This is a genomic window from Uliginosibacterium silvisoli, from assembly GCF_036017035.1.
GTDB lineage: Bacteria > Pseudomonadota > Gammaproteobacteria > Burkholderiales > Rhodocyclaceae > Viridibacterium > Viridibacterium silvisoli.
In genome coordinates this window covers 667599-684651 of the sequence record NZ_JAYXHS010000003.1, presented here as the reverse complement: position 1 = coordinate 684651, position 17053 = coordinate 667599, and the positions used below count along the sequence as shown (strand labels likewise).

Annotated in this window: 19 protein-coding genes; 8 read left to right on the top strand and 11 right to left on the bottom strand. The window is 62.6% G+C overall.

Annotated features, from left to right (window positions below):
- Window positions 1-84: 84 nt before the first annotated feature.
- The 4 genes from VVD49_RS17845 to VVD49_RS17830 all read right to left on the bottom strand — a co-directional run bounded on the left by VVD49_RS17845 (window position 85) and on the right by VVD49_RS17830 (window position 3151).
- Entirely contained in the window at window positions 85-1191 is a 1107-nt protein-coding gene (locus VVD49_RS17845; RefSeq protein ID WP_327600568.1) for a rhomboid family intramembrane serine protease, read from the bottom strand.
- Window positions 1192-1224: 33 nt separating this feature from the next.
- Window positions 1225-1620 (bottom strand): hypothetical protein, encoded by a 396-nt coding sequence (locus VVD49_RS17840; protein WP_327600567.1) that lies wholly within the window; start codon window positions 1618-1620, stop codon window positions 1225-1227.
- Window positions 1621-1742: 122 nt separating this feature from the next.
- A complete protein-coding gene (locus tag VVD49_RS17835) occupies window positions 1743-2207 on the bottom strand; it encodes a hypothetical protein (RefSeq protein WP_327600566.1) in 465 nt (154 codons plus the stop codon).
- Between the two features lie 119 nt (window positions 2208-2326).
- On the bottom strand, window positions 2327-3151 hold the full coding sequence (locus VVD49_RS17830) for a PEP-CTERM sorting domain-containing protein (protein ID WP_327600565.1): 825 nt from the start codon (window positions 3149-3151) through the stop codon (window positions 2327-2329).
- Window positions 3152-3381: 230 nt separating this feature from the next.
- Between VVD49_RS17830 and VVD49_RS17825 the strand changes: the two genes are divergently transcribed.
- Window positions 3382-4149 carry a ParA family protein gene (locus VVD49_RS17825; protein WP_327600564.1) on the top strand — a complete coding sequence of 256 codons (768 nt, stop codon included), beginning with the start codon at window positions 3382-3384 and terminating at the stop codon, window positions 4147-4149.
- Window positions 4150-4159: 10 nt separating this feature from the next.
- Here the strand turns inward: VVD49_RS17825 and ybiB are convergent, their stop codons facing one another.
- On the bottom strand, window positions 4160-5071 hold the full coding sequence (gene ybiB / locus VVD49_RS17820) for a DNA-binding protein YbiB (protein ID WP_327600563.1): 912 nt from the start codon (window positions 5069-5071) through the stop codon (window positions 4160-4162).
- 167 nt (window positions 5072-5238) lie between these two features.
- On the opposite strand from ybiB, the gene VVD49_RS17815 reads away from it, so the two are divergent.
- From VVD49_RS17815 to VVD49_RS17800, 4 genes are read left to right on the top strand one after another with little or no spacing between them, the layout of a single operon-like run.
- Window positions 5239-5748 (top strand): LEA/WHy family protein, encoded by a 510-nt coding sequence (locus VVD49_RS17815; RefSeq protein ID WP_327600562.1) that lies wholly within the window; start codon window positions 5239-5241, stop codon window positions 5746-5748.
- A gap of 60 nt (window positions 5749-5808) precedes the next feature.
- Window positions 5809-6060, top strand: coding sequence for a PP0621 family protein (locus tag VVD49_RS17810; protein WP_327600561.1), 252 nt, complete (start codon window positions 5809-5811; stop codon window positions 6058-6060).
- Window positions 6057-7658, top strand: a complete 1602-nt coding sequence (locus VVD49_RS17805; protein WP_327600560.1) for a sensor histidine kinase — start codon at window positions 6057-6059, stop codon at window positions 7656-7658. Before VVD49_RS17810 ends, VVD49_RS17805 begins: the two co-directional genes overlap by 4 nt.
- Window positions 7655-9040 (top strand): sigma-54-dependent transcriptional regulator, encoded by a 1386-nt coding sequence (locus VVD49_RS17800; protein ID WP_327600559.1) that lies wholly within the window; start codon window positions 7655-7657, stop codon window positions 9038-9040. The genes VVD49_RS17805 and VVD49_RS17800 overlap by 4 nt, the downstream gene beginning before the upstream one ends.
- Before the next feature lie 93 nt (window positions 9041-9133).
- Here VVD49_RS17800 and lnt read toward each other — a convergent pair whose 3' ends face one another.
- Entirely contained in the window at window positions 9134-10657 is a 1524-nt protein-coding gene (gene lnt / locus VVD49_RS17795) for an apolipoprotein N-acyltransferase (protein ID WP_327600558.1), read from the bottom strand.
- A 173-nt stretch (window positions 10658-10830) separates the two neighbouring features.
- Between lnt and VVD49_RS17790 the strand changes: the two genes are divergently transcribed.
- Both VVD49_RS17790 and VVD49_RS17785 read left to right on the top strand, forming a co-directional pair.
- Window positions 10831-11109, top strand: a complete 279-nt coding sequence (locus VVD49_RS17790; RefSeq protein WP_327600557.1) for a hypothetical protein — start codon at window positions 10831-10833, stop codon at window positions 11107-11109.
- 1 nt (window position 11110) lies between these two features.
- Window positions 11111-11386, top strand: coding sequence for a hypothetical protein (locus VVD49_RS17785; protein WP_327600556.1), 276 nt, complete (start codon window positions 11111-11113; stop codon window positions 11384-11386).
- Window positions 11387-11398: 12 nt separating this feature from the next.
- Here VVD49_RS17785 and VVD49_RS17780 read toward each other — a convergent pair whose 3' ends face one another.
- Both VVD49_RS17780 and VVD49_RS17775 read right to left on the bottom strand, forming a co-directional pair.
- Entirely contained in the window at window positions 11399-12970 is a 1572-nt protein-coding gene (locus VVD49_RS17780) for an MDR family MFS transporter (protein WP_327600555.1), read from the bottom strand.
- 73 nt (window positions 12971-13043) lie between these two features.
- Entirely contained in the window at window positions 13044-13517 is a 474-nt protein-coding gene (locus VVD49_RS17775) for a MarR family winged helix-turn-helix transcriptional regulator (protein WP_327600554.1), read from the bottom strand.
- Window positions 13518-13934: 417 nt separating this feature from the next.
- On the opposite strand from VVD49_RS17775, the gene VVD49_RS17770 reads away from it, so the two are divergent.
- Window positions 13935-14861, top strand: coding sequence for an alpha/beta hydrolase family protein (locus VVD49_RS17770; RefSeq protein ID WP_327600553.1), 927 nt, complete (start codon window positions 13935-13937; stop codon window positions 14859-14861).
- A 99-nt stretch (window positions 14862-14960) separates the two neighbouring features.
- Here the strand turns inward: VVD49_RS17770 and pyrF are convergent, their stop codons facing one another.
- From pyrF to VVD49_RS17755, 3 genes are all read right to left on the bottom strand, one after another.
- Window positions 14961-15776: an orotidine-5'-phosphate decarboxylase gene (gene pyrF, locus VVD49_RS17765; RefSeq protein ID WP_327600552.1), complete on the bottom strand. Its 816-nt coding sequence runs from the start codon at window positions 15774-15776 to the stop codon at window positions 14961-14963.
- Window positions 15777-15887: 111 nt separating this feature from the next.
- The gene (locus VVD49_RS17760) at window positions 15888-16316 is read right to left on the bottom strand and encodes an ExbD/TolR family protein (protein WP_327600551.1); all 429 of its coding nucleotides are present in this window, start codon (window positions 16314-16316) and stop codon (window positions 15888-15890) included.
- Complete coding sequence (locus VVD49_RS17755) at window positions 16316-17047, bottom strand: MotA/TolQ/ExbB proton channel family protein (protein WP_327600550.1); 732 nt, start codon at window positions 17045-17047, stop codon at window positions 16316-16318. The genes VVD49_RS17760 and VVD49_RS17755 overlap by 1 nt, the downstream gene beginning before the upstream one ends.
- Window positions 17048-17053 lie beyond the last annotated feature (6 nt).

Genomic DNA, 17053 nt, shown 5'->3' with positions numbered 1-17053 from the left:
ATCGGGCTTTCTGATTCCGGGAGCGTCCTGGGGCCGCGCGCCGTGATCTGGTGTGGCGTGCGGTCATCGTCATGCTTTGCGGCATTATCGCGCAGACCGTTCGCGCGTGCCGAGCAAAGCCGCTTGTGCTTCGAGCTGGCGTTGGTGGGCCAGTTGCAACCATCCCGGCTGTCCGGTCATCAAGCCGCGCGCAAGCAGTTGTAATGAGCTGCCATGCAGGCCGGCGTAGTTGAGCAAGGCCTGGTGGCGTGGCCGGTCGGCGTCTCCTGTCGGGATCGAGGCCAGGCGGTTGATCTGCATCTGCCAGGCGGGCAGCAATACCTCGTCGAGCTCACGCCCCGCCGCGACCGACGCAATCTGCCGTTGCCGCACCTGCTCCAGCAGTGCTTGCACCTGCTGTTCGAGTTGTGCGTCGTGTTGAGCGAAGTTGCGTGCGACTTCGGCGAACTCCACATGTTGTTGCCAGGCCACTGCGACCTGCGGCGTGGTGCGCCACAGGGCTGTCGCGCATGCTGCCGTGGCCAGTAGTGCCAGCCAGGTTGAGCGGCGGCGCCATTGGCTGGCAGGAGACCGGTCGAACGGTGCTGCCATCCCGAGGCTTAACAGCATGCCTCCCAGCAGGCCGCCGATGTGAGCGGCGTTGTCTATGCCGGGCAGGGCGATGCCAGCGAACAGGGAATAGCCGATGAAGCCGAGGGTGCCGCTGCGTAGTTTCTTGAGGATCCCCATCGGCACATCGTGACGGCGACGGATCAGCCAGACCAGCAAGGCTCCGTAGAGGCCGAAGATTGCGCCTGAAGCACCGACGCTGAGCCCTTGGGTGCGCCACCAGATGCTGGCCAGCGAGCCCATCAGTCCGCAAGCGACGAACAGCAGCAAGGCGCCGCTGCGTCCATATATGCGTTCGATGAAATGGCCGATCTGCCACAGCGCCAGCATGTTGAGCGCGAGATGTAAGGGGTTGCCGTGCAGGAATACGGCGCTCAACAGACGCCAGGTTTCACCGCTTTGCACCTTGGGGCCGAAGCTCGCACCCATGCTCAGCAAGACATCGCTGCGCACCGTCCACCAGCTACGCGACTGCCAGAGTTCAATCAGGAAAACGACTGCGCAGGTCGCGATCAGTGCATAGGTCAGCCAGATGCGTTCGATGCGCGTGTGCAGGCGCTCGATGAATTCATCTTCGTCCAAGCGCGTCGGGTCCCGGCGTTACTGCAATCGTTTTCAACGATTGCGGGCGTTCTGACCCGCCCAGTCGACGTGCTTCTGCCGTTGCAGCGAAGCTGCCTGGATGGCTGTCTTCTGATCATCTGTCAGTGGCTTGCCAAGGCGCTGCTCCAGCCCGGCAATGAGGCGGGCGACCGGGTCGGTGATGCGCCCGTGCTCGGGCATGATCTTGGCCACGGTGCTGCTACGCGTGCCGACGATCTCGGCGACGTCCTTGACGTAGGCCTCGTCGGCCTTGCGCGTTTCAGCCTTGACGTAGGCAATCTGTGCGGGCGTGAGTTGCTGGGCCTGCGCTGCGCCGATACCCGCGGCGAGGCTACCGACCAACAGGAGTCTGCCGAGATGGGAGGCGAGGCGCTGCGACAGACGCGAGGAGCGGGTGTTGTGGGTCATGGTCGGTTACGGGAGTGTCGGGTGGTGATGCGGCCGCATGACATCGTGATCGGATGGCAAGGCCAAGCAGGCTTTGTACCACACGTTTCTGTCAGGCGCCTGCCTGCTGTCGGCCAGTCAGGTCAGTCAACGCGCCACTTGAACTGCAAGACGACGGCACCGTCGACGTAGGGCTTGATCGTAGGTATGACGAGGGCCTGCAGGCCGAGGCGCTGGAAACGCCATTCAACAAACGGAAGGACCAGCGGTACGACGGCTGACTGGTGGTAGCCACTCGACAGGCCGGCCATGGCGCCGACTCTCCAGCCTTCGGCGGGGTGCCATGGGGCATAGCTGAGCGTGCCGTAGAAGGCGGCACGACGCAGGCTGTTCTTGAAGACGCCGAGTTCCCATGACAGATCCATGTCCGGGTGGCTGTCCCAGGTGAAGTCACGGCCATAGCCGATGCCGGGATTGACCTCGTTGAGATCGAGATCCCGGTCAAAGTGACGTGAGAAACCGCCGAAGCTGAGGTACTCGGCTGCGGAGGCGGTCTGGCTCCAGCACAACAGGCTGGCAAGCAGGGTGCAGACGAGCTTGCGGGACAAGTGATCCAGGAAACGGCGGCAGGGTTGGGCCGGAGGCATCAGGCGTCCTCATGAGCGAGCGATTGAAATGAGCGCGCATTGTAGCGGCCCATGGCTCACCCGCGGCCCTGCCGTTCAGCTCAAACCTGGCGGCGCCTGCGATAGCACATCAGCACGCACATGCCGAGTGCGCTCAGGGCGAGGGACGATGGCTCGGGGACCGGGCTGACATCGCTCCATGCCGTGCCCAGGCGCAGGTTGTCGATCAGGACGGTGTCGCCGCTATCCAGATTGACGCTGCGCAGACCCAGAGTGCTGAGTGCACTGAGGCCGGAGTTGCCGCTGAAGCTGGCGTCCGGGCTGGAAAAATCGCCGGCGCTCGGGTTGAACCACAGGTCGAACTGGTTGTAGTTGGTCGAGGAGACTTTCGACAGCTTGCCCACTACGAGGAAGGTCTGGCCGGCCACCACATTGCTGTCCGGGGCTACTGCACCGCCGCTGCCAGTGGTGCGCGCGAAGATGTCATTGCTGCCGCTGATGTCGGCCTTGATGCCGATTTGCGGACGCGTCGTGTGGGCGCCGCTGGTGACGATGTCGAACCACAGGCTGACGAAATCATTGCTGCTCACGGCACCACTGCCGACCTGCATCAGCATGCTGACGTAGACGTCGCCGGAGTAGCTGTTGGCGAGCGTGCGCCAGGCGAGATTATCGCTGTTGGCCGAGACGGCCAGTGCGCGATTGCCGCTCAGATCGATGGCGGGATCGACGATGGAGGCGCCGCTGCTGGCAGTCCATGCGCCTGCCCAGCCGTAACCACCGTTCGCACCGCTCAGGGCGCCGAGGTTGTAGTTGAATTCGTCGGAAGCAATCAGCGTCGCCGAGGCGAATGGGCTGCTGAACAGGAAAAGGGCTGCAGCAATTGCTTGGGTGTAGCGGCTGCGCGATGTGGCTGGGTGACTCACGAGGGACTCCTTGCAGGCAGGCTTTGCCAGCTTTTTTGACGCCCCAAGCATGGCAGACACTGCAGCCGAAAGATCGTGAGTATTTAACGATTTTATTAGATTTGACGAATTTGTTTGTGCTGCGCGCAAGCGCTGAAATACCCGGCTGATGCGCTTTCAGGTCGCGTCGTTGACTATTTTTGGCACAATGCAGCAATTGCAGCGCATCCCCAATCCGGAGAGGAAATGCCATGAAGCGCGTCGTGTTCAACCAGAAGGGCGGCGTCGGCAAGTCGACGATCGCCTGCAATCTCGCGGCAATTTCGGCTTCGAGAGGGCTGCGCACCCTGTTGATCGACCTCGATCCGCAAGGCAATTCTTCCCACTACCTGCTTGGCGATGCGGCGGACGCGGTCGAGCAAACCAGCGCCGAGCTGTTCGAGCAGACCCTGACCCTGCGCTTCGAACATCTGCCCGTCACGGGCTATCTGCAAGACAGCCCGTTTCCGCATCTTGCGGTGATGGCGTCGTCGCCGCGGCTTGAAGAGCTGATGGGCAAGCTCGAGTCGCGCTACAAGATTTTCAAACTGCGCGAGGCGCTGGAAGAGCTGTCGGCGGATTTCGATTTCGTCTACATCGATACGCCGCCCGCGTTGAACTTCTATACCCGCTCGGCCTTGATTGCGGCTGACAGTTGCCTCATTCCCTTCGATTGCGACGACTTCTCGCGGCGTGCGCTGTACTCACTGCTGGAGAATGTCGAAGAGATCCGCAGCGATCACAACGATAACCTGCATGTCGAGGGCATCGTCGTGAACCAGTTCCAGCCACGCGCCAGCCTGCCGCAGCGCATTGTCCAGGAACTGAAGGACGAGGGCTTGCCGATCCTGGACAGCTATCTGTCGAGCTCGGTGCGTATCCGCGAATCACATCAGCAGAGCAAGCCGATGATCCATCTGGATCCGCGCCACAAGCTGACGCAGGAATACGTGGCCCTGCACGACTCGTTGAACGGCTAGCCGGAGCGTCTCAGCTATTCGCGAGTGTGGTCAGCGCCGCGACCTGATCGAGGATGGGTTGTGGAATGGCCATGCTGCCGTCGAGCATGGCACGCACGGTGGCGGCGTTGTTCTCTACCGAGCATTCGTCGCTGGCAATCGCCTCTGCTTCCAGCGAAACTTGTTCGAAAAGTTCGACGGCTACGCCGCGCTGGAAGCCCAGCAGGCGTGGGCGGCGGCGCGGGCTCGCATAGGCTTCGCCTTCGGTGCCACGCATCAGCAGGGCGGTCGCGCCTTCCTGTACGAGGAACGCTTCCATCAGTGACAGATATTCCGGATGCGTAACCGCGACGACGCGCACGGTGCGACCCGGCGCAGGGTCGAGCAGCTTGGCAAGGGTGTGGCCACTATTGCGCACGCCAAGACGCGGGCGCAGCGCAAGCAAACGATCCATTCCAGGGCACAGGGCTTCGAGTGGCAGGCAGGCGATACGCGTGTTCTGCAAGCGTTGCGCTGCCTCCGACATGGTGGCGCAGACAGGCACATCAAGTGCTGCCAGCAGCTCGAACGGGCTCACGCGTGAATCGAAATCATGGCGGCCCTGGATCAGGACAGGAATGCCCTGGCGTGCGAGCAGTTGCGCCACCACAGGCATCAGGTTGGCCTGCTTGCGTGCGCCGTTGTAGGTTGGCAGCACCACGCAGCGCGGGCCAGGGGGTACGACGATCTGGCGGCAGCGACTGTCCATCGCGGCCTTGAAGCCCGTCATCTCACCCAGATCTTCGCCTTTGACACGCAGCGAGAGCAGGATCGCACCCAGCTCCATGTCGGGCACGATGCCATCGAGAATCGCGGCGAACAGCAACTCCGCCTGCTGTGTCTCGATGGGGCGGGCGCCCTTGGCACCACGGCCGATTTCCTTGATGATCTGTGCGTACTTCATGGTGCTTTCGGGGTGTCGCCGTGAGGTGAGGTTGGAGAGGAATGGTCGTGCGCATCAGAGCATTCTGCGCATGCGGAGCAGGACGAAATTATGCGGGCTGTGCCGGGTTTGCACCAGCGCAGTGTGGTGTTGTTGTCGAGAGAATTCAAAATTCGAGGATGGATGTAGTGAAAGCAAGATCATGGGTGTCAGGATGGGGTGTTGCGCTGCTGGTGCTCGCGTTGTCAGCGTGCGCCAGCCTGCAGTGGCACAAACCGAAAGTCACGCTGGCTGATGTGAAGGTCAGCGGTGGCAATCTGCTGGAGAAGCGTTTGCTTCTCACGCTCCGTGTACACAATGAAAATGACAGGGACATCGTTCTGGATGGTCTGGTGTTCAGTGTCATCGCTGGAGATTTCGTGCTTGTCCAGGGCGCACGGAATCAGCCCGTCGTCGTGGCGCGCATGGCAGATACGCTGGTCGATGTCGAGGCGACGGCGCGTGCGCTGGACATGCTGGCACGCCTGCCCGGCTTGGTTCAGAAAGATGGAAGCCTGGAATATGTCGTCAAGGGCGAGGCCCTGATCCGTGACTACGGCAAGGTGCCGTTCGATCATCGTGATCGTCTGGATGTGCAGAAACTTCTCGGCGGTGCATCGCCCAGGCCGCCTGCCGCATCGCCCGCAGCACCACAATGAGCACATGAGCGCTTAGACTCATGGCTTTCGACGACTCTTCCGGCAAACCGACCTCTGCTCATGCGTAATCTGCTTCTTTTTCTCTTGATCCTGATCGGTGTGTATTACCTGCGTCGCCTGCTGACGGGCGATAGGAGCGAAGGCGCGGCGCCGGGCCAGGCGCCTCCTGACGTGGCGCCTCCGCGCGAAGCCGAGCTGGTGCTGCCCTGCGCGCAATGCGGCCTGCTTGTGCCCGCCAGCGAAGGCGTCGAAGCACAAGGCCTGTTCTTTTGCTCCCCCGAGCATCAGCGACTGGGCCCGACCCGGCAATGAGCGTGGCCTCAAGCGCACGCCTGCATGGTGATACCTCACGCAGCGTATCGATACGCTACTTCAATTTTTATCGATTCGTCATTGCCAGCCTGCTGGGCATTTTCGGCGCGGTATTCCAGATAGGCGAGTTCGCGCCGGCGGTATATGCGGCCGTGGTCTTCATTTACTGGCTGGCTGCTGTCGGCTTCATGCTGATCACGCCGCGCACGCGTCATCAACTCAATACCTTGTTGATGTGGCAGGTGGCGCTGGATGTGATTGTGCTGACTGCCGTCATGTTCATCAGCGGTACGCAGCGGGGTTCGGTTCCCTACTTGTTGATGACGACCCTGGCGGGGGCGGCGCTGGTCGGCGAGGGGCGCATGGTGCTGGGTTTTGCCGCCATGGCCACCATTTCGGTACTCGCCGAGCAGGCCGTGCGCATCGAGTTGCTGGGTGTGCGTGCTGACGACCTGACACGCACCGGCATCACCTGTCTGGGGTACTTTGCAGTGGCCTTGCTGGCCCGCCTGTTGGCGCGGCGAGCGCTGGAGAACGAGGCGCTGGCCTCGCAGCGTGGGGCGGCATTGCAACGGCAGGTTCGCGTCAACTCGCGCATCATCGAAGACATGCAGGATGGCGTGGTGGTGGTCGACGTAGTGGGGCTTGTACGACAGATCAATCCGCGCGCCGTCGAATTGCTGGGCGTGGAGCTGGTCGAGGGTGAGCGCATCGACATGCGTGTGCCTGAGCTTGCTGCTGGTTTGGAGGCATCGGTGGCGGGCGAGTCGCCGTTGCTGCGTATCGAGCGCACTGGCAAGGCCCTACGCCTGCGCCGCGTGGTGGCCAGCGAGGGCGGTGATCAGGTGCTATATCTCGAAGACCTCGCCCGCGTCGAAGCCCAGGCGCAGCAACTCAAGCTCGCCGCACTGGGAAGGCTGACAGCCAATATTGCTCATGAGATCCGTAACCCGCTTGCTTCCGTGACCCAGGCTGCCGAACTCCTGCAAGATGAAAAGCGGACGCAGATGCAGCAGCGTCTGTCACGCATCGTGCTCGACAACTCGGCACGCATCGAACGCATCGTGCGCGACGTGCTCGAAGTCGGCCGGCGTGACCGCGCCACGATCGAGACGCTGGATGCCACGGCCTTCGTGCGTAACTTCGTTGAAGAGTTCGCCATGCACACGCCGCTGGCGACGGAGTGTGTGCGTCTTGATATCGAGGGGCAGCCGAAGATTCTTTTCGACCGGGTGCATCTGGCGCAGATACTTGGCAACCTGCTGGGCAACGCGCTGCGTTATTGTCGCCAGCAGTCGGGTTCGGTGCATCTCGTCGTTGCATTGCAGGGGCCAGAGCATCTATTGGTGTCCATCAGTGATGACGGTCCCGGGATTGCGGCGGAAGAGCGTGAGCGCATCTTCGAGCCGTTCCACACGACGGATCCAAAGGGAACGGGGCTGGGCTTGTACGTAGCGCAGGAGTTGGCCGACGCAAATGGTGCGCGTCTGTTCCTCGCCGAGACAGCAACCGACAAAGCAGACAGAGCGACCGATGCTGCAGGCGTCACGGAATTGCGTGGTGCCGAATTTCATTTGATAGCGAGAGGGCTGGCATGAGTGTGCAATCCGGCGAACGCCGCACGGCGCCGCGAGAGGCCGATGTACTGATCGTCGATGACGAGGACGATATCCGCGAGTTGCTGGAGATATCGCTGATGCGCATGGGGCTCGGTGCCGACAGCGTCGGCAGCGTAAGCGCCGCGACGAAGTTGCTGTCGGAGCGCAAGTACCGGCTGGTGCTCACCGATATGCGCCTGCCCGATGGCGAGGGGCTGGAGGTCGTGCGCCATGTCGCCGCGCTGGCGGCCGATCTGCCCGTGGCCGTGATTACGGCGCATGGCAGCATGGACAACGCGGTCGCGGCGTTGAAGGCCGGCGCCTTCGACTATCTGTCCAAGCCGGTTTCGCTTGAGCAGTTGCGCGCATTGGTGAAGTCGGCGCTCGATGTGCGCTCGCGCCAGTCTGATGCGCCCGCCGACAAGACACCGCAATTCACGGGTAGCTCGCAGGCCATGGAGCAGGTACGTTCTCTCGTGGAGCGCCTGGCGCGCAGTCTCGCGCCGGTCTACGTTTCGGGCGAGTCGGGGAGCGGCAAGGAGCGCGCTGCACGCATGATCCATACCCTCGGGCCACGCGGCGGCCAGCCCTTCATCGCAGTGAACTGTGGAGCCATTCCCGAGAACCTGATGGAGTCGGAATTCTTCGGCTATCGCAAGGGTGCTTTCACGGGCGCCGAGACAGATCGCGATGGCTTCTTCCACGCAGCCAATGGCGGCACGCTATTCCTCGACGAGGTCGCCGATCTGCCTCTGGCCATGCAGGTCAAGTTGTTGCGCGTGATCCAGGAGCGGCGCGTGCGCCGCCTCGGCGACACGCAGGAGCAGGCGGTGGATGTGCGCATCATCTCGGCGACACATCAGAGTCTCAAGGAAGCGGTGGATGCCGGCCGTTTCCGTCAGGATCTGTTCTACCGCCTCAACGTCATCGAGATGCACATGCCCGCATTGCGTGAGCGTCGTGAAGACATTCCCGAACTGGCGCAAAGCATCCTGCAGCGTCTCGCCAATGACAGTGGAATGGGCTCGCCGCGCCTCACGCCAGCGGCCGTCAAGGCGCTGGAGCGTTACGCCTTTCCCGGCAATGTGCGTGAGCTGGAAAATATTCTGGAGCGTGCGCTGGCGCTGTCCTCCGGCGACGATATAGACGAAGCCGATCTGCGTCTGGAGCCCATCTCTCTGACGACAGGTGAGCTGTCCGCAAGCGGCGCCAGCGAAGGCGGCAACCTGCAGGACCACCTTGATCGCTTCGAGAAACTGGCGATCGTCGAAGCGCTTGGCAAGACTGGTGGCAATCGCACACGCGCCGCGCAATTGCTGGGTGTGACTTTCCGCTCGTTGCGCTACCGCATGGAGCGCCTGGGCATGAAAGAGCAACAATGAGGTAAGGCGGAACTTCCGCCGGATCAGGGCTGAGACGTACTTTGCATATTGTCGCTTTGCAGCGGCTGGCGGAACCTCCGAAGGCGTTCCGCCCTACGAACGCCGCCGCCACAGCGCGGAGCCCAGCACAAATCCCATCAAACCAATCACTGGCCAGTTGCCCCAGCGCGCAAATGGCGTCAGGCCGGTGTAGCCGCGCACTTCGGTCTTCAATGCCCCGCTCGTGAAAGCGGGCAGTACTTCCGGCACCGATCCATCCGGCATGACGACAGCCGTCATGCCGGTGTTGGTACTGCGCAGCATCGGTCGACCGGCTTCCATCGCGCGCATGCGCGCGATCTGCAGGTGCTGGGGTTGGGCATGTGAATCGCCGTACCAGGCGAGGTTGCTCATATTGAGCATCAGCGTGGCTTGCGGCAGGGCATAAATCAATTCCTCGCCGAAGACGTCTTCGTAGCAGATGTTGACTGCGACCAGCTGGTCGCCGACTTGCATCGGGGCCTGCCTGGCGCCGCCGCGCGCTTGATCGGCCATTGGAATGTTCACCAGATCGAGCAGCCAGCGCATCGAGGAGGGGACGAATTCACCGAAGGGCAGCAGGTGGTGTTTGCTGTACACCTGCCGTGGGTGAGCGCCCAGCGAAATGGCGCTGTTGCGATACTGGCCGTCGGCATCGCGCGTGAAGGTGCCGAGGATCACATTGCCGTCTAGGCGCCGTGCCGGTTCGCTGAGCGCAGCGAGATAACCCTCGGGGAGTTGCTCTTCGAGCAAGGGCAGCGTTGTCTCGGGCAGGGCGGTGAGTTGCGCAGGATGCTGGCGCACCAGGTCCAGGTTGAGTTGCAGCCAGTGCTGAAGGCTATCGCGGTTCCACTTCAACTCCTGCGGAATATTCGGCTGGATCAGCGAGATACTGATCGGCTTGCCTGTCGGCGAGGTCCACTGCACCCAGCGCAAGCTGTTGCCGACGATGACAACGGCCAGCGCGAGCAGGCCGGCGCGCAGACGTTGTGTCTTGTCGGTCAGGGCGAGGGCAATCAAGGCGGTAACCCCGGTCAGGATGAAGCCAACGCCGTAGACGCCGAAGAGTGGTGCGTAACCCGCCAGCGGACTGGGTGGCGATTGCGTGTAACCCACGGCCAGCCACGGCACACCGGTGAACACCCAGCCCCGCAGCCATTCGCCGAAGGTCCAACACGCGGCAACGAGCAACACATCGAACAGCGGTCTGCCGCTGCGCAGACGTGCGTACAGCCAACCGGCCAGCGTGCCCCACAGCGCAAGGTAGGCAAAGAAAATCGACAGCAGGAAGACGGTGAGCCAGGGGGCCATGCCGCCATAGGTATGTAAGGCCACGTACAACCATCCGCCACCCGTCCAGAACTGGCCGAAGCCCCAGCACAGGCCCAGCCATGCGGCGCGACGAGGCGAAGCGCCTTGCCATAGCAGGTACAGCACGCCGAAGCAGATCGCCATCAGCGGGAACACGTTGAAAGGTGCGTAGGAAAAGACGCTCAGCGCGCCGGCGAGCAAGGCAAGCCAGCTTTGCGTGCGTGGGCGCAGCGTGTGTAGTGACAGCATGTTCGGGAAAGAAGGGCGGCTGGATGAAGGGGCTTGCATGCGGCGGCGACAGGGTGGATCAAAAGAGGGGGCGGAAGGGAGGCCCGATTAGACCCGCAAAGTGTTGCGCTGACTAGATTGATGGATCATCGAAAACTTCAATTGCGAATGATTCTCATTTGTGTAGAATGGATTTTCCGATTGACCCGATGCCCCAATGACAGGAGAGCCTCATGCCCGTTTCAGGAAACGATTCCCCGCTTGTACCCGTGGCAAACCCCTTGATGTCACTCGCGGGTGCCACGCTGTTTGCCATGACGCGCTACGTGGAATGCCCGTGCGCCGAAAACGCGGCGCTGGTGGCGCGCCATCTCGAATGCGCGGCGGAGCAGAACGTGGGGGATGCGCATCTGGCCGACCTGTGCAGCGCGCTGGCCTTCCGCTGGCGCGGTCGCATCATGCAGCAGCTCACCGAGCAGCTCATCGCCCAGCAATTCGATCGGGCGCACTGACATGGGTACCTGGGAACTCGACATGTGGCTGACCGAGACGGCGCTCTCGGCCAGCGCTCCGGCGCTCGCCAGCAGTCTGGTGGCGATGACGCAGTTCGCCGAGCGGCCGTCGCCGGAGGCGGCGCAGCGCATCGTCTGCCAGCTCGATTGCGCCAGTGAAGACGAATCCTGCGACGCCGCCACCCGCGCCATCTGTGCGCTGCTCGCGCGGTGCTGGTTGTACGGCCCGGACGCCGCCGCCTGCGACTGGCGCGGCTCGTTTCGCGCCAGGCCTTGAGCAAGGCTCTGGCTACTTCGGCGCGTGCGACTTGTCTGGCGTATTCAGCGCGAAATGGGGCAGGCGCAGTGCCAGAACGATGGCGAAGCAGATGATGACCGCGCAAGCCAGCCAGGCATGGTGCACGCCGCTGATCAAGCCGTCGCGTGCGTGTTCGAGCAGGTTGGCGGCATCGAATTGCAGGGTCTTGCCGAGCTTGAACAGCGTAGCCTGGTCCTGCTCGCGGATCAGGATCTGTGGTGTATCGAGCAGATCCCGCACGGGCGCACTCGTGATTCCGGTTTGATCAATAATGCCATTCACATGGCGCGAGAAACTCGCGTTGACGATCACGCCCGCCACACTTGTCCCGATCATGCTGCCAAGCATGCGGGTCGTCTGGATCAGTGCCGATGCAATGCCGACGTCGCGGCGCTCCACCACGGCCTGGATCTGCAGCGTCAGGTTCGGCAGCTGGAAGCCCAGCGCCAAGCCGCAGACACCGAAGGCCAGCATGGCGAAAGCATGGCCTGTGTCGGCATGCAATTGCATCAGCAGTACGCAGCCGCCCAGTAGCAGGACCTGCCCCCAGGCCACCAGGCGCTCCGGCTTCTTCAAGCGCGAAATGAGGCGACCATTGATGATGCTGCCTATCGTGATCAACACCAGCAACGGCGTCATCACCAGCCCCGAGGTGTTGGGCGACAGGCCGAACCCGCCTTGCAGCAAGAGCGGCGAGTAATAGATCAGCACGAACATCACGAGGCCGGTCAGGGCTCCCAGACTGATCAACTGCAACACGGCACGGTTGGAAAACAGGCGTGGCGGAATGATGGGGGCTTTCGAATGATGCTGATGCCATATGAACAAGGCACCGGTGGCGACGGCGAGGATGGCCAGACCGATGAACAGCGGCCGGCCGAAGCCATGTGCCTGGCCTTGTTCGGTCGCCAGCAGCAGGGCGCTCACGCTCACCGCCAGCAGCACGGCACCCAGCCAGTCGATGGACTTGTCTTTGCCCTCGTGATGCACGATGTGCGGCAGGAAGCGCCACACGACAGGCAGCGCCAGCAAGGCGACCGGGACGTTCACGTAGAACACGCTGCGCCAGCCTGCGTGCTCGGTCAGCCAGCCGCCCAGCGACGGGCCGATGGCGGAAGAAATGCCGAAGGTCGCCGACAGCATGGCCTGCCAGCGCACGCGCTGCAGACGGTCCGGGAAAAGATCGCTGACCGAGGCAAAGGCGACGCCGACGAGCATGCCACCACCAATGCCCTGCATCCCGCGGGCGAGTACCAGCATGATCATGCTCTGCGAGAAAGCACACAGCACCGATGCGAGCGTGAACACGATGATGGCGCCGAGCACGAAAGGCTTGCGCCCGTACAGATCGCCAAGACGCCCCATGATGGGAATCATGATGGCATTGGTGAGCAGATAAGCCGATGCCGTCCAGGTGTAGAGCTCGTAGCCCTTCAATTCGGCAATGATGCGTGGCATGGCCGTGCCGACCACGGTGCTGTCGAGCGCGATCAGCATGATGACGAGGCAGATGCCTATCATTGCCGAGAGGGATGCGCCGAAACTGCGAGGGGCTGCGTTCATGGATGTGTCCTGTCTTGTCCCGCGTCACTTCGTGCGGGACGCGCTGAAATTTTCTGAAGAGTCTTGCTGTGCGCTAGGAGCCTGTCGCGTCATCGTGCTTGCGCAAGGCCTCGCACAATTGCTGTAGCGCGCCGACCACTGCTGGTCGTGATTCGGCAGACAGATGATCGAGAACGCTCATGGCGTGAGCGTTGAGGTAGTCATCCATCTCGCGTGCGGCGGATGTTCCCGTCGCCGTCAGTTCCAGTTGCATGTTGCGGCGATCGGCCGGGACCGGGCTGCGTATCACCCAGCCTTGCTCGACGAGCTTGTCCACCGAACGGCTGACCCAGCTCTTCTCCAGCCCCAACAAACGACCGAACTCGGCCTGGGTCATGGTGCCGCGACGCAGCAGCATGATCAGTAACCGCGCTTGCGGTGGCGAGCCTTGCTCGGCGAGTACGCGGCGTTGCGCCTGTATGAACAAGCGCATGGCCTCACGCAGCACCGCAGAGTCTTCGCGAGCCTGTTTGCGCTGCGTTTTCTGTTGCGTGCGCTCCTGGCTCACTTCTCCTGCTCCCCGGGCGCTGCGAGCAGTAGATCCCGCTGGCGCCCGTGCAAGAGTCCGGTTGCATGGACTGTGTTATAGCCCGCCGACAGGCCGATTACCGTCAATGTCGGCCGACTCCGGACAGGGTCGGGCATCTGCCTGTGCAGCGAAGGGGGCGCCGGCATTCGCCACAGCAGTAGCGGCATGGGGGCGATCAGGGCTGTGCTGTAGTGAATCACGAAAGAGGTGGCGAGGCTGTGAAGAGCTTCTCAGGTTAGATTAAAAGGTTGCTATTAGCAACCTTTTGGGTGGCTCTGAAAGGCAAATTGTGTGACGCCGGGTGTCAGCACCGTCCTGCCGCATACGTGTAATTCTTCATGCCAGCGCCATGACGGATGTGGTTCAATCGGCAGCCCCGATAGCCCCTCTGCCGCCATGCCTGATCTGCTTGTGGTTTCCGTGTTGCGGTCTGTCCGTGCCTGGGCTGTGATGAGCTTCGTGCTCGCGCTGGTGTGCGCGTCGTCTGCCTTGTGCGCGGCAGAGGACAGGTACGACGAGAGGAACCTGATCCCGTTTCGCCAGTACCAGATCGTCACCTATGTGTATCGCCCCGAGAAAGAAGCGGCGACATTCCCGATTGTCATTTTTTCGCACGGCCGGGCCACGACTGCCGAAGCACGAGGCAGGGTCGATCAACCGGCACGCAGCATCATCGACTTCTGGTTGAAGCGTGGCTTTGCCGTCGTTGCGGCTGTTCGGCCAGGCTACGGCGCTACCGGCGGCGGCGATCGGGAAGTATCGGGTTCGCGCTGGGTCGAAGGGCCCGACAGGACTTTGATCTGCGAAGGCCGTGGCGACTTCCAGGCCGTCGCCGAGAAGTCGGCCGAGGCGGTCAGCAAGGTCATCGAATGGACGCGTGCGCAACCCTGGGCTGATCGCAGCCGAATTCTCCTGCTCGGGCAATCCGTCGGCGGGCTGACGACGGTCGCCCTCACCAGCAAGCAGATCGAAGGTGTGGTCGGCGCGATCAATTTCTCCGGCGGGACGGGCGGCGAGCCGGTACGTTCGCCGGGCATGAGCTGCAAACCGGAGGCTATCGCCGCCCTGTACCGGGCCTATGGCGCCAAGGCGAGCGTGCCTTCGCTATGGCTCTACAGCCGCAATGACCAGTTCTGGGGCGAGGCCGCGCCACGCGACTGGTACGCGGCCTTCTCGGAGGGCGGGAGCGATACGCGCTTCTTCCAGGCGCCGGCGCTGCCGAACCGCGATGGCCATCAGCTATTGCTCCACGGGGCGAATTACTGGATGCCGGAGGTCGATGCATTCTTGCGCAAGCTTGGCGTGATGCGCACGGATCCGTAAGCGAGTCAGGATACGTGCGCCATCCTGGCGCCCCAAAAGCAAAAGCCATCTTCGCCGTAGCGAAAATGGCTTTTTTCTTGTGTCGGGCTGGGCCGCGACTCAGCGGTACTGATTGATCTCGTCGCGCGTGGCAATCGCGGCCTTGCGTGCCGCATCGGCAAAGTCTTCGCCCTTGCCCGCGTAGAGAATGGCGCGCGAGGAGTTGATCATGAGTCCCGTCCCTGCGGCGCTCTTGCCCGCAGCGACGGCCGCCTGCACATCGCCGCCCTGTGCGCCGATGCCCGGCACCAGCAAGGGCATGTCGCCAATCAGGCTGCGCACTTCGGCCAGTTCCGCCGGGACTGTCGCGCCGACAACCAGTGCAGCCTGGCCATGCGGATTCCATTTTTCGGCGACCAATGTGGCGACATGCTGGTAAAGCTTCTTGCCGCCATTGACCTGCAGGTTTTGCAGGTCCGCACCGCCCGGGTTGGAGGTGCGACACAGCACGATGAGGCCGCACTCCGGGTACGCGAAATAAGGCTCGACCGAGTCGAAGCCCATGTAGGGATTCACCGTCAGCGCATCGGCCTGGTAGCGCTCGAAAGCTTCACGTGCGTACTGGGCTGCCGTGGCTCCGATGTCGCCGCGCTTGGCATCGAGAATGACAGGCACATCCGGATGATTGAGGTGGATGTAGTCGATCAGCGCTTCGAGTTGTTCCTCTGCCGACTCGCCCGCGAAGTAGGCGATCTGGGGTTTGAAGGCACAGACCAGATCGGCGGTGGCGTCGACGATGCCCTTGCAGAACTCAAAGATGGCATCCGGTTTGCCCTGCAGATGCGCGGGGAATTTACCCAGATCGGGATCGAGGCCGACACACAGCAGCGAGTTGTTGCGTGCCCAGGCGGCCTGGAGGTCTTGGATGAAGCTCATGGGGAGATCCTGCGGAGAGAGTTGAGCAAGTTTACCGTATCGCGCAGCAGGCCCGAAAAACAAAGGCGCCGGGGTTGCCGGCGCCTCTGTGAGCTGGATCGCAAGCGCGACCTACTTGTCTGGCGTGCTGATGAAGCCCAGCTTGGTCAGGCCCGCGCGAGCGGAACTGGCCATGATGCGTGCAACCGTTTCGTACTGTGTCGCGCGGTCGAAGCGGAATTGCAGCTCCGGCGCCTGTGCCGGGTCGGTGACGGCCTTGCCGGCCGCCATCAGGCGCTCGTTGAGCGTCTCTTCGGCCACGGCCTCGCCATCCCAGAAGATCGTGCCGGCGCCATCCACGGCGATCTCGATCTTGTTGGGCGTCTGCTTGTTCTCGGCACTCGAGGCCTTGGGCAGATCGACTTTCACCGCATGCGTGAGCAGCGGTGCCGTCAAGATGAAGATCACCAGCAACACCAGCATCACGTCGATCAGCGGGACCATGTTGATCTCCGCCATCGGCGCGCTATTGCCCTGTTTGTTGAAACCACCGAAGGCCATTACGCAGCTCCAGAGATATTGCGCACGCGGGTGGCGCTCGGCGTCTGAGCTGCCTGCGTGCCCGTGGTCAGGTAAGAGAACAGATCGTGTGCGAAGGCGTCGAGGCGCGACATGGTGACGCGGTTGGCGCGCGTGAAGGCGTTGTAGCCGACGACGGCAGGCAGTGCCACGGCGAGGCCGAGGCCGGTCATGATCAGTGCTTCACCGACCGGGCCGGCAACCTTGTCCAGCGTGCCGGCGCCCGACATGCCGATCGACACCAGCGCGCCATACACGCCCCACACGGTACCCAGCAGCCCCACGAAAGGTGCGGTCGCGCCGACGGTGGCCAGCAGGGTCAGGCCGTTTTCCAGTTCCGAGGTTTCTTCGTCCAGCACCTTGCGCATGCTGCGCGTCAGCGAGTCGCCCAGCGTGCCGGCATCGCCGATCTTGCCGCCTGCGCGGTCATGGTGTTCGGTGGCGTAGATGGCGTGGCTGGTGAGGTGCGAGAAGGGCTCGTGCGCACCGTGGGTGGCGATCTCGTTCTTCACTTCGTCGATGCTGGTCGCATTCCAGAACAGATTGACGAAACGCTCGCTGGCACGGCGCTGACGCAAGTGGTTTACCGCCTTGGCGGCGATGAAGTACCAGGATGCGATCGACATGATCGCCAGCAGGATGAAGAGCGTCTTGCCGAGACCATCGGTTTGCGCGAGGAAGTGGGAAAAGCCCAGGGTTTGTTCGGTTGGCATTGCTGA